Origin of the sequence: Streptomyces sp. NPDC001536 (assembly GCF_042894505.1) — a bacterium.
Taxonomy (GTDB): domain Bacteria; phylum Actinomycetota; class Actinomycetes; order Streptomycetales; family Streptomycetaceae; genus Streptomyces.
Genome location: NZ_JBIAVQ010000002.1, coordinates 752,074 through 764,273 on the forward strand (window position 1 = coordinate 752,074; position 12,200 = coordinate 764,273).

The window sequence follows — 12,200 nt, forward strand, 5'->3', positions numbered from 1 at the left end:
GATACGAGCCGGAAGAATCACCGCGAAGTGAACGATTGTTAGCAGCACTTGCGGGGCAGACGTTGGGCAAGGCGCCGGTGCGTGCGACCCTCGCTTCCTTCCGTGCGCCTCCTCTCCGCCTCCCCCGCCGATCAGAGCCGCTCGGCACCCTGGGAGACGGCAAGCGCCGCCCACCGCTCGCCGGTCCCCTTCCGTCGACCCGCACCCCGACGACCGGCGGACGGCCGCCTGATTCGGGGGTTGACATGGCCACACAGAGTGCAGGTGTACGGAGGGTGATTTCGGCCGCGAAGGCGCGGTTAACGGTCGCCATCGACTCCATAGGCATGCCGGGCTCACGACGCCGCAAGAGGGCCGCTCTGGCCGAACAGCACCGGCTCTCCTTCGACCTGCTCTGCAAAGCCATGGCCGATCCGGCCCTGGCCGAGGTGCTGAACACCTACGAGTCCGAGATCCCCATCGACAAACAGCGACAGTTCCTCTTCGCCAACGCGCTCTACGTCAACAACCTGCACTTCTACCGGATCGGCGCGCTGACCCAGGCGGAGCTATACGGTCATCTGCGGGTGATGTGCCAGAACAAGGTGTTCCGCGAGTACTGGGAGGCGACGCGCCACCACCGTAAGAGCCTGCCTGAAGCGTCGGAGGAGTTCATTCTTGGCCGGATGGCAGACGATCTGATTCAGGAACTGGCCGACTCGGACACCGATGAGTGGTGGGTCGTGGGCGAGCCACCGGACGAGTCGGCATGACTTCGAGGCCCGGACTCACAAGGCCGGGCCTCGACAGGGCGTCAATACTCAGAAGGTGTCAGACGTCGGGGATGTCGTGCTTGGCGCGGACGAGCGTCTCGCGCGTGATGACGACGATCCGTTCGTAGTCCGCCCGTGCGGCGTCCGACGGGAGCTCAGGGTCGATTTCCGCGGTCGCCTCGCGCCCGATGACCGCGAAGTCGCCGTTGCTGAGCTCGAAGATGTCGGGGCAGGTCTGACCTGTGGTGCTGCCACGCTCCCGTGGAGAGACCCCGACACGTCGCACGATCTTCACCGAACCGCCTTGTGACTCAGAGGGATGAGTGTGCCCTCTGACGCCAGAGGGATGAGTGTGCCCTCTGAGGTCAGCCGCGGTGGTTCGTCGGTGTCAGAGCGCACTCTCCGTGCGCAAGGGTGTTCGCCGGAGCGCCCGGGGAGAGGGCCAGCCCAAGGTACCCAGTCCGACGGATGTTCTACGCGCGTTGCCCCTCTGCAAGTGGGTGAAGTTTCCACAACAGTCTTGGCGCGGCCGCATCGCAGAAGTCCCACTGCCCGTAAGGCACTTCGAGTATCGATCAACCGTTCGCTCCAGGCACCGCCACCGGCGCCCCCGGCCCCACATACCGCGCCACCGGCCTGATGATCTTCGAGTCCTGCGCCTGTTCCAGGATGTTGGCGCTCCAGCCCACCACCCGCCCCGCAGCGAAGGTCGGGGTGAACATCTCGCGGGGCAGGCCGCAGAGTTCCATGACCACGCCCGCGTAGAACTCGACGTTGGTGTGGAGTTCGCGGCCGGGCTTCAGTTCGGCCAGGATCGCCTCGACCTGACGCTCGACCTCGACGGCGAAGGCGACGCGCGGGCCCCCGAACCGTTCGGCGACCTCGCGCAGCATGCGGGAGCGCGGGTCCTCGGTGCGGTAGATCGCGTGGCCGAAGCCCATGATGCGCTCGCCGGCGAGGACCCGTTCACGGATCCAGGGGTCGATACGGTCGGGCGTGCCGATCGCGTCGAGGGTGTCCAGCGCACGAGAGGGCGCACCGCCGTGCAACGGCCCCGACAGCGCCCCGACCGCACCCACGAGACATGCCGCGACATCCGCGCCCGTCGAGGTGATGACCCGCGCCGTGAAGGTTGATGCATTGAAGCCGTGATCAATGGTTGAGATCAAGTATTGCTCGATCGCCCGGGCACACCGTGGGTCCGGCTCGGAACCCGTCAACATGTAGAGGTAGTTGGCCGCGTAGGACAGATCCTCGCGCGGCTCCACGGGCTCCAGCCCCCGCCCCAGCCGGTGCAGCGCGGTGAGCAGGGTCGGTACGGCAGCGGCCGCCACGACGGTGTCCCGTCGGCGTTCGTCCGCGTCGATGTCGTACACCGGACGGAATCCCTTCGCCGCACCCAGCAGGGACAGCGCCGTGCGCATCCCGGCGAGCGGCCCCGAGACCCCGCTCGCCGCCGCGACCGCGGGCAGTGCCGCCCGCACCTCGTCGGGCAGCCGGCGCAGCGCCGCCGTCTCGGCGGCGAAGGCGGCGCCACGTCCGGCGTCCGGCAGTTCGCCGTGGACCAGAAGATGCCAGACGTCCTCGAACCCGCGGGTCTGCGCGAGGTCGACGGCCGAGTACTGGCGGTAGTGGTAGAAGCCCTCGAGCCCCCGGACATCACCGATCTCGGTGTCGGTGACGACGACGCCCGCGAGTCCTCGCGGTACGTCGACGAGATGGGTCGCGGTCCTGTTGACGGACATGTTTCCTCCCTGGACTTGATTCGACTGTCCATGCTTGACTCAATGGCTGTCAATATTGATTGAATCAATATTCACTCAACACGGATACGGTGACCTCATGAGCGATCACGAACCCGTTCCCGACCTTGAGGGACGGCGGCTGACCACCAAGGAGGCCGCCGAGCTGCTCGGCGTGAAGCCCGAGACCGTCTACGCCTATGTGAGCCGTGGTCAGCTCGGCAGCAGACGTGTGCCCGGCGGGCGCGGCAGCACCTTCGACACCAAGGAGGTGCAGGCGCTCGCGCGGCGCAACAGGCGGGAGGGCGGAGGGAGTTCGGGTTCCGGCGGTGAGCTGTCCGTGCGGACCCGCATCACGCTCATCGACACGGACCGGTACTACTTCCGGGGCGTCGACGCGACCGAACTGGCCGCGCGCCACTCCTACGAGGAGATCGCCGAGTGGCTGTGGACCGGCCGGATGCTTCCCGGCACGACGTTCACGGCCCCCGACACCTCCGTCGCCGTCGCCCGGCGCGCCGTCGACGCACTGCCCGAACACACCTCGCCCACCGACCGGTTGCGGGTCGCGGCGATCGCCGCCGCCACCGCGGACCCGCTGCGCTTCGACCTGTCCGAGAGCGCCGTGCTGGGTACCGCGCGCATCCTCATCCCCACCCTCGTCGCCGCCCTGCCACCGGTGCGGATCGGCCACCGCGACGAGGGCTCGCTGGCCGAGCGCCTGTGGGCGCGGCTCAGCGCGCGCAAGCCGGACGAGGCGTCCCTGCGGGTGCTGGACACCGCTCTGGGCCTGCTCGTCGACCACGACCTGGCCGCCTCCACCCTCGCGGTGCGGGTCGCCGCCTCGGCCCGCGCACACGCCTACGCGGCCGTCTCCGCCGGCCTCGGCGTGCTCGAGGGCCCGTTGCACGGCGCGGCCAGCGGGCTCGCCCACCGGCTGCTCCTCGACGTGCTCGACCACGGCGACGCGGCCCCCGTGATCGCGGACGAACTGCGTGCCGGCCGCCGTATCCCGGGACTGGGCCACCGGCTCTACCCGGGCGAGGACCCACGCGCGCGTGCCCTGTTCGGCCTCCTGGAGGAGATCCCCCGCGCCGCGCCCGCCCTGGCCGCGGCCCGCGACGTCGTGGCCACCACCGCCCGCCACACCCCGCTGCACGCCAACGTGGACCTGGCCCTCGCCGTGCTCACCGCCTCCTCCGGGATGCACACCACGGCCGGCGAGACGATCTTCGCCGTCGCCCGTACGGCGGGCTGGATCGCCCACACCCTGGAGGAGTACGGGGAACGCCCGCTGCGCATGCGGCCGAGCGGACTCTACGTAGGCCCCAAACCGCCCCAAGCGCTGCCGTAGCCGGACACGAGCACCACCGGAAGTCGCCCTGAGCCAAGTCAGGTTAGGCTCACCTCTGTGAGAACGTGTGCATCCGTCTCCCGCGACCTCGACGAGCCCATTTCCGGGACCGCGGCGACCGCGAAGACCTGGCTGCTCCTCGAACAGCCGGGTCCGTGGGGCGCTCATGCGCTCACGTCGAGCCACCTGGACCCCGCGCTGGGCCGTGCCCTGGAGCGGGCGGCGAAAGGCACGGGCGTACGGATCGCGCTCATCCGCCGCCCCGGGCGGCACGCGGACTGCGGCACCCCGTCCGTACGTCGGGTGTATGTGTCCCACACGGCCCCCGGGAACGTGTGGCTGCACAGCGCCGAGGTCCGCGACCCGCGGCGCCTGCTCGACCTCGACTTCGCCGCACTGGGCGCCGGTGACCACCACAGTTTCCGCGCGGCGCTCGACGGACGGCCCCACCCAGGTGCCCCGCTCGCGCTCGTCTGCACCAACGGCAAGCGCGACCGCTGCTGCGCGCTCCTGGGCCGGCCCCTGGCGGCCGAGCTGTCCGCCTCCGGGGTCGAGGGGGTCTGGGAGGTCACCCATCTGGGTGGACATCGCTTCTCGCCGACGCTGCTCGTCCTGCCGTACGGCTACGCGTACGGCCGGGTCGGGGCCCACGCGGTCAAGGAGATCCTGCACAGCGTCCAGGACGGACGGATCGTCGTGGAGGGCTGCCGCGGCAGCTCCGCCTGGGAGCGGCCCGGTCAGGCGGCGGAGCTGGCGGTGCGCACGGCGGCGGGCGAGTACACGGCGGACGCGCTGAGCGTCGTACGGATGGACGGTGCCGCACCGCGGTGGGAGGTGACCGTCGCGCATGTCGACGGGCGACGCTGGCGGGTCGTCGTGGCCCAGAGCGCGTCCCTGCCGCCCCGCGCGGAGAGCTGCGGGACATCGGTGCTGGGCTCGCCCGCGCGGATGGACGTGGTGGCGGTACGCGAACTGGCACCGCCGACGGCGCTCGCCAGCTGACCTGGACGTACGACGTCCGCGCGGGGACGGTCGTACGGCCTCCATGTATTGATCAAGAGATCCACGCCACACCCCTACGGCAGCCCGCACCCCTCCGCGTACCGTCATGGGTATGAGCCGCACTCCCCCCGCACGACGCCTCCGCCTCGGTCTGCCGCGGCGGATGTTCTCGCAGCTGCTGCTGATGCAGCTCGCGATCGCCGCGGGGGTCACGGTGCTCGCGACCGGGCTCTTCCTCGCGCCGCTGAGCGACCAGCTGGACGACCAGGCGATGCGCCGAGCCCTCGCGATCGCACAGACGACCGCCGAGCAGCCCCAGATCGCGAAGGACCTGCAACACACCTCGCCGTCGGTGGACGGGCCGGTGCAGGTGGAGGCCGAGCGGATCCGGAAGGCCACCAAAGCCGAGTACGTCGTGATCATGAACACGAGGGGCGTGCGCTGGTCGCACACCGATCCTCAGGAGATCGGCGGGATCGTCTCCACCGACCCCGCGCGGGCGCTGGCCGGCGAGCAGGTCATGGAGATCGACGACGGCACCCTGGGCCGCTCGGCCCGCGGCAAGGTGCCCTTGCGCGACAGCGACGGCGACATCATCGGCGCGGTCTCGGTCGGCATCGCGTACGACAGCGTGCGGGCCCGGCTGATCCACGCGATCCCGGGGCTGCTCGCCTACGCGGGCGGCGCCCTGGCCGTCGGCGCCCTCGCCGCCTGGCTCATCTCCCGGCGGGTCCAGCGGCAGACCCGTGACCTGGCCTTCTCCGACATCTCGGCGCTGCTCGCGGAACGTGAGGCGATGCTGCACGGCATCAGGGAGGGCGTCGTCGCGCTGGACCGCGGCGGCCGTATCCGTCTCCTCAACGACGAGGCGCGGCGCCTGCTGGGCATCGGCGACGAGGCCGTCGGCCGCTCCCTGGACGAGGCGCTCGGCGAGGGCCGTACGACCGACGTATTGGCCGGCCGGGTGACCGGCACCGACCTGCTCACCGTGCGCGGCCAGCGCGTCCTCATCGCCAACCGCATGCCCACCGACGACGGCGGCGCCGTCGCCACCCTGCGCGACCGCACCGAGCTGGAGCAGCTGGGCCGGGAGCTCGACTCGACCCGCGGTCTGATCGACGCCCTGCGCGCCCAGGACCACGAGCACGCCAATCGGATGCACACGGTCCTCGGACTGCTCGAACTGGAGATGTACGACGACGCCGTGGAGTTCGTCGGAGAGGTGGTCGGTGACCACCGCGCCACCGCGGAACAGGTCACCGAGAAGATCAAGGACCCTCTGCTCGCGGCCCTGCTGGTCGGCAAGGCGACCGTGGCGGCGGAGCGCGCGGTCGCGCTGTGGATCTCGGACCGGACCTGGCTTCCCGACCAGCTGATCGATCCCCGCGGCATCGTCACGGTCGTCGGCAACCTGGTGGACAACGCGCTGGACGCCGTCGCGGGCAAACCGCACGCGCGCGTGGAGGTCGAGTTGCGCGCCGAGGGACGTACCGCCGTCCTCAGGGTGCGTGACACGGGGCCCGGGATCCCTGCGGAACACCGTGAACTGGTCTTCACCGAGGGCTGGTCCACGAAGAAGCCGCCGGCGCACGGCAAGCGCGGCATCGGGCTCTCCCTGGTGCGCAGGCTGGCCGAACGCCAGGGCGGCAGCGCGACCGTGACCGAGGCCGACGGCGGGGGCGCGGAGTTCACCGTCGTCCTGCCGGAGGCCCTGGCGGGTCCCGGCCTGGAACCGGCGCTCACCGTGCCCGCAGCCATCGAGGAGGAGTCGGGATGATCGAGGTCCTGGTCGTGGACGACGACACCCGGGTCGCGCGGGTCAACGCCGCCTATGTCGAGAAGGTGCCGGGCTTCCATGTGGCGGGCGAGGCGCACAGCGCGGCGGAGGCGCTGCGCCAGGTGGAGCTGCTGCCCCGGCTCGACCTCGTCCTCATGGACCACTATCTGCCCGACGACACGGGTCTGTCGGTCGTCCAGGAGATGCGCCGCCGCGGCCACCAGACCGACGTGATCATGGTGACGGCGGCCCGGGACATCACCACCGTGCAGGCGGCGATGCGGCAGGGCGCCCTGCAGTACCTGGTCAAGCCGTTCGCGTTCGCGGGCCTGCGCGCCAAGCTCGAGGCGTACGCGGAGCTGCGCCGCACCCTCGACGGCGGCGGCGAGGCGGAACAGGCCGAGGTGGACCGCATCTTCGGCGCCCTCTCCGCCCCCTCCGAGCCGGACCTGCCCAAAGGCCACTCGCCCACGACCGCGGAGCTCGTACGGCAGTCCCTGATGAACGCCGAAGGACCCCTGTCGGCCCAGGAGATCGCCGAACGGACCGGAGTGAGCCGCCAGACCGCCCAGCGCTATCTGAAGCTCCTGGAACGCACGGGACGCGCCCGCCTGACCCTCAAATACGGCGACGCGGGCCGCCCGGAACACCGTTACGTGTGGGCGACCCGCGCCTGAGGGCACGGCCCGTGGGGGCGGGGGAAGGGAACCGTGCCCTCCCCTCTTACGGATGTCACCCCGTCGTCGTCTCGACGGCCTAGGCGGCTCCCGCTCCCGTGAGGGAGCGCACCTCGGTCTCCGCGTGCTTGGCCTCGTCCGCCACCTCCGCCGAGGTGACCGTCCCCAGCCAGCCGGCGACGAAGCCCAGCGGGATCGAGACCAGACCGGGGTTCTGCAAGGGGAAGTACTGGAAGTCGACCCCCGGGAACAGGGACGCGGGGCTTCCCGACACCACCGGCGACAGCAGCACGAGCAGCACGGCCGGGATCAGCCCGCCGTACACCGACCACACCGCACCACGCGTGGTGAACCCGCGCCAGAACAGCGAGTAGAGCAGCACCGGCAGATTGGCGGACGCGGCGACCGCGAAGGCGAGACCCACCAGGAAGGCGACGTTGAGGTCACGGGCCAGGAGGCCGAGCCCGATCGCCACCACCCCGATACCGACGGCGGCGACGCGCGCGACGGCGACCTCGCTGCGGGGCTTCGCGCTGCGCCGCCGCAGCGACGCGTACAGGTCGTGGGCCACGGACGCGGAGGAGGCGAGGGTGATCCCGGCGACGACCGCGAGGATCGTGGCGAAGGCGATGGCGGCGACGACCGCGAACAGAACCGTTCCGCCTGTGGAGTCCGCGCCTCCGCCCAGGTCGAGGGCGAGCAGGGGCACCGCCGTGTTCCCGGCCGCGTTGGACCCGCGCACGGCTTCCGGCCCCACGATCGCGGCCGCCCCGAAACCGAGGACGATCGTCATCAGATAGAAGCCGCCGATCAGCCCGATCGACCAGACCACCGAACGGCGTGCGGCCCGCGCCGTGGGCACGGTGTAGAAGCGCGAGAGGATGTGCGGCAGCCCCGCCGTACCCAGGACCAGCGCCAGTCCCAGGCTGATGAAGTCGAAGCGCGCGGTCCAGTCCTCGCCGTACTTGAGCCCGGGCGCCAGGAACTTCTCACCGTGCCCGCTGCGTTCGGCCGCCGTGAGCAGCAACTGGTCGAAGTTGCCGTGGAATCGCACCAGAACGAGCACGGTCAAGGCGATCGTGCCGCTGAGGAGCAGCACCGCCTTCACGATCTGAATCCATGTGGTGGCCCGCATCCCTCCCAACGACACATAGATCACCATCAGCGCGCCGACCCCGATGACCGTCCAGGTCTGCGCCGCCTCACTGGTCCCGCCGAGCAGCAGGGCGACCAGGCTCCCCGCACCCACCATCTGCGCCACCAGATACAGAACGGACACCGTGACCGAGGAAGTTCCCGCGGCGATCCGTACCGGTCGCTCACGCATCCGTGCCGCCACCACGTCGGCCAGCGTGAACCGCCCGCAGTTGCGCACCAGTTCGGCGACCAGGAACAGCACCACCAGCCACGCCACGAGAAAGCCCACCGAGTACAGCATCCCGTCGTACCCGAAGAGCGCGATGAGCCCGGAGATGCCCAGGAAGGACGCCGCCGACATGTAGTCGCCCGCGATGGCAAAACCATTCTCCATCGGCGAGAAGAGACGGCCTCCCGCGTAGAACTCCTCCGCCGAACCGTGCCGGTTACGGCTCACCCACGTCGTGATCCCCAGCGTGACCGCGACGAACGCGCTGAACAGCAGTAGAGCCAGCGTCTGGTGATTGCCCGTCACGAAGCACCGCCCCGGATACCCCGCGTCAGCTCCTGGGTGTCCCAACGCAGCTCCAGCGCCGCCCGATCCCTGCGCAGCCGCGCATGCCGGGAGTACGCCCACGTCAGCAGGAACGTGGTGAGGAACTGTCCCAGCCCCGCGACCATCGCCACGTTCACCGCGCCCGCCACCGGCCGTGCCATCAGCCCGGGTGCGGTCGTCGCCGTCACCACGTATCCCACGTACCAGCCGAAGAACGCGACGCACGCCGGCACGACGAACCTCCGGTACCTGGCCCGCACCTCCTGGAAGGCCGCACTGCGCTGCACCTGGAGGTACACGTCCGCAGCCGCCGCCTCCTCCCGCTCCGCTTGCCCGGGCCGAGCAGCGGGCAGCGGCACCGGCGCACCCGTGCCGCCCAACTCACCCCAGCCGGAGGCGAGTGCGTCGTACCAGGGGTCCTCGTACCTCACCGCTTCGGACGTCTCGGCGAGCGCCGGGTCGTGACCGTCGTGGTGTTCGGCCGCACTTTCGGGACCACCCCCGGCGCCGCGGGGACGACCGTTGCTTGACTGCATGCCCAAGGATGGACAGAACGGGAAGATCCCCGACTCTTCTTCTCCTCGCTCTTCACCCCATCAGGTGACTCAACCCGCCGGAGGCCGCACAAGTCCCTTCGCGTACGCGTAACGCACCGCCTGCGCCCGGTCCTTGAGCCCCGTCTTCGCGAACAGGTTGTTGATGTGCGTCTTCACGGTCGCGGTGGAGACATGCAGGCTTCTGGCGATCTCCTGGTTGCTGAGCCCTTCGGCGATCAGCACCAGCACCTCGGTCTCCCGCCCCGTGAGCCCGTCCGGCGCCTCCACCGGCTCGGCCGGCCGCGTCTCGGGTTCCGACAGCCGCTCCAGCAACCGCCGCTGGATGCTCGGCGACAGCCCTGCGTCCCCGGACAGCACACTGTGCACCGCCCTGACGATCTCGTCCCCTCCCGCGTCCTTCGTCAGATAGCCGCGCGCACCGGCTCGCAGCGCCGGGAACAGCGAGTCGTCGTCCGCGTACGTGGTGAGCACCACCACCTGGGTGCCGGGGTGCTCGGTGCGGATCCGCCGGGTCGCCTCCACGCCGTCGCAGCGGGGCATGCGCAGGTCCATCAGCACCACGTCCGGGGCGAGTTCGGCGACGAGCCGCACCGCCTCGTCCCCGTCACCCGCCGCGCCGACGACCTCGACGCCGGGCAGCAGCCCCAGCAGCATCACGATGCCCTCCCGGACGACGGTCTGGTCGTCGGCGACCACCACGCGCGCGGTCCTGCCCCGGACCTCCTCCGTCATACGGGCACCTTCAGCGTCACCACGAACCCCTCCTCGTCCGGCCCGGCCTCCAGCGAACCGCCGAGCAGTTCGGCACGCTCCCGCATGCCCAGCAGACCGTACCCGGGCCCCGCAGCGGTGAGTTCGCCCGGCGATCCCCCCGAATCCCGTACGCCCAGGGTCACTTGATGTTCGCCGTAGTCCAGCCGCAACCGCACTTTGGCGCCGGGAGCATGCTTGCGGACATTGGTCAGTGCCTCCTGAGCCACTCTGCGGACAGCCTGCGAGGCTTCGGCCGGCAGGCCCCTGCGCTCACCCGTAATGGTGACCTCGGCATCGCCGCTCGTCTCCACGAGCTGGGTCAGAAAGTCCTCCAGCGGCGTCAGATCCCCCCGCAGCGCCGAGAGAGCCTGCCGGGTCTCGGCGAGCCCGTCCCGCGCCATCCCCCGTGCCGCCACGACCCGCTCGAGGACCTGCTCCCGGTCCGCGCCCCGCTCGATCAGCAGCCGGGCGGCCTCCAGATGCACGAGCTGCGCCGAGAGGCTGTGCGCCAGCACGTCGTGGATCTCCCGTGCGATGCGGGCCCGCTCCGCGAGGGCCGCCGACTCCGCCTCCGCCGCCCGCGCGGCCCGCTCCTGCGCCAGCAGCCGCTGGGCGTGGCCACGGGCCTCTGCGTCGAGGCGCAGGGTGTAGCCGGCGAGCGCCAGCCCGGCCGCCGTCACCGCGGTCGTCAGCCACACGTCGTTGTTCGTCGCGGCGAAGGCCGCGAGGGAGACCGACGTCACCGGTAGTGCGGCAGCGAGGGGCAGTCGCTCCAGGGCGCTGATGGCACAGCCGCACCAGATGACGAGAGCCACCGTGCTGAAGCCGGCGGCCTGTGCCACGACCGCGATCCCCACGAGCACGGTGATGAGCGCGATCGACGGCAGCAGCCGGTGCGCGAGCGTGGCGCGCCAGAACGCCCAGGCGACGAAGGCGGTCAGCACAACTCCCGCAACGGCCCCGACCACACCCCATCCATGGACGTGAGTGCTGTCGTACGCGCCCCACAGCAGCATGCCGATCACCAGCAGCCGCACGACCCAGCCGATCAGCCGCCGGGACCGTGCGGCGCCGTCACGGCCCAGCGCCTCCCTGGAAGGCCAGCGTGTCCAGGCGTTCTCCGTCACACGCCCTCCTTCCATGCGGGCCGGGGCACGCCGTCACGGTACGCCGCCGCCTGTGCGGGAGCCGTGTGCAGGGACCGGGCACGCAGGGCGAGGATCCCCGAGCGGACGAGCAGTGTGGCCGCCAGGGCGAGGAGCAGGGCGGACGACTCCTGGTGGACGCCCAGTGCGGCGCCGAGGGCGTAGAGGCCGACGCGGAGGGCTATGCCGACGAACCAGACCATTCCGCTCGCCTTGGTGCTCCTGCTCCACACGGCTCCGTCCGGCTCGGTCCATATGCGGGTGGTCCAGGCCCAGGCGGCTCCGGTGGCCAGGCCGATGAGCAGCTCAGCGGTGAGCAGGACGAGCGCCGCCGTGTGGTGACGGGCATCGACGACGCCGGGCTCGCGCAGCGCCACGACGCCCAGGACGACGGGCAGCAGCCACCAGCGCCCTCCCGCGTCTATCCGCTGCGCGCGGAGCTGGCGCGCGATCACCAGGGCGACCACGGCCACGATCAGAAACGCGTCGACCAGCCCGGACATCAGAGCCTCCGTGAGCGAAGAAGGACGGTGCCGACAGCGAGCGCTGCCGACGCCTTCGAAGCTACGGAAATTCGCAGGTCAGGAGATCGGAGTGGGGGTGGATCGTGGGTGGATCCGCGAGTGGGGCCGCGTCCACCCACGGGTGGAGAGTCCCCGCCGCCGGCCCGGCGCGGGGCGGCGACGGGTCGCAGGCCGACGTCTTCGGCGCCCGTCGCATACAGACGAGCACCAGTCCCAGGATCACG

Annotated in this window: 12 protein-coding genes; 5 read left to right on the forward strand and 7 right to left on the reverse strand. The window is 70.9% G+C overall.

From position 1 onward, the window contains the following. The first annotated feature begins 245 nt into the window (after window positions 1–245). Window positions 246–752: a DUF6082 family protein gene (locus ACFY0U_RS08440; RefSeq protein ID WP_388632105.1), complete on the forward strand. Its 507-nt coding sequence runs from the start codon at window positions 246–248 to the stop codon at window positions 750–752. Between the two features lie 58 nt (window positions 753–810). Here ACFY0U_RS08440 and ACFY0U_RS08445 read toward each other — a convergent pair whose 3' ends face one another. Together ACFY0U_RS08445 and ACFY0U_RS08450 are read right to left on the reverse strand one after the other, a co-directional pair. After that, the gene (locus ACFY0U_RS08445; protein ID WP_388632108.1) at window positions 811–1,047 is read right to left on the reverse strand and encodes a hypothetical protein; all 237 of its coding nucleotides are present in this window, start codon (window positions 1,045–1,047) and stop codon (window positions 811–813) included. Between the two features lie 280 nt (window positions 1,048–1,327). Beyond that, window positions 1,328–2,497, reverse strand: a complete 1,170-nt coding sequence (locus tag ACFY0U_RS08450) for a citrate synthase/methylcitrate synthase (protein ID WP_388632111.1) — start codon at window positions 2,495–2,497, stop codon at window positions 1,328–1,330. A gap of 97 nt (window positions 2,498–2,594) precedes the next feature. Between ACFY0U_RS08450 and ACFY0U_RS08455 the strand changes: the two genes are divergently transcribed. The 4 genes from ACFY0U_RS08455 (at window position 2,595) to ACFY0U_RS08470 (ending at window position 7,304) form a co-directional block, all read left to right on the forward strand. Further along, the gene (locus ACFY0U_RS08455) at window positions 2,595–3,848 is read left to right on the forward strand and encodes a citrate synthase (RefSeq protein ID WP_388632113.1); all 1,254 of its coding nucleotides are present in this window, start codon (window positions 2,595–2,597) and stop codon (window positions 3,846–3,848) included. 57 nt (window positions 3,849–3,905) lie between these two features. After that, window positions 3,906–4,850, forward strand: a complete 945-nt coding sequence (locus ACFY0U_RS08460) for a sucrase ferredoxin (protein WP_388632116.1) — start codon at window positions 3,906–3,908, stop codon at window positions 4,848–4,850. A 112-nt stretch (window positions 4,851–4,962) separates the two neighbouring features. Continuing rightward, complete coding sequence (locus tag ACFY0U_RS08465; RefSeq protein ID WP_388632119.1) at window positions 4,963–6,627, forward strand: ATP-binding protein; 1,665 nt, start codon at window positions 4,963–4,965, stop codon at window positions 6,625–6,627. Further along, a complete protein-coding gene (locus ACFY0U_RS08470) occupies window positions 6,624–7,304 on the forward strand; it encodes a response regulator (RefSeq protein ID WP_388632122.1) in 681 nt (226 codons plus the stop codon). The genes ACFY0U_RS08465 and ACFY0U_RS08470 overlap by 4 nt, the downstream gene beginning before the upstream one ends. 79 nt (window positions 7,305–7,383) lie before the next feature. On the opposite strand, the gene ACFY0U_RS08475 is transcribed toward ACFY0U_RS08470, so the two are convergent. The 5 genes from ACFY0U_RS08475 to ACFY0U_RS08495 all read right to left on the reverse strand — a co-directional run bounded on the left by ACFY0U_RS08475 (window position 7,384) and on the right by ACFY0U_RS08495 (window position 11,955). Then, complete coding sequence (locus ACFY0U_RS08475; protein ID WP_388632125.1) at window positions 7,384–8,976, reverse strand: cation acetate symporter; 1,593 nt, start codon at window positions 8,974–8,976, stop codon at window positions 7,384–7,386. Next, window positions 8,973–9,533: a DUF485 domain-containing protein gene (locus ACFY0U_RS08480; RefSeq protein ID WP_388632128.1), complete on the reverse strand. Its 561-nt coding sequence runs from the start codon at window positions 9,531–9,533 to the stop codon at window positions 8,973–8,975. Before ACFY0U_RS08480 ends, ACFY0U_RS08475 begins: the two co-directional genes overlap by 4 nt. Window positions 9,534–9,602: 69 nt before the next feature. Further along, complete coding sequence (locus ACFY0U_RS08485; RefSeq protein ID WP_388632130.1) at window positions 9,603–10,286, reverse strand: response regulator; 684 nt, start codon at window positions 10,284–10,286, stop codon at window positions 9,603–9,605. Next, complete coding sequence (locus ACFY0U_RS08490; RefSeq protein WP_388632133.1) at window positions 10,283–11,434, reverse strand: sensor histidine kinase; 1,152 nt, start codon at window positions 11,432–11,434, stop codon at window positions 10,283–10,285. Before ACFY0U_RS08490 ends, ACFY0U_RS08485 begins: the two co-directional genes overlap by 4 nt. Then, a complete protein-coding gene (locus tag ACFY0U_RS08495; protein ID WP_388632135.1) occupies window positions 11,431–11,955 on the reverse strand; it encodes a DUF1453 domain-containing protein in 525 nt (174 codons plus the stop codon). Before ACFY0U_RS08495 ends, ACFY0U_RS08490 begins: the two co-directional genes overlap by 4 nt. Between the last annotated feature and the right edge of the window lie 245 nt (window positions 11,956–12,200).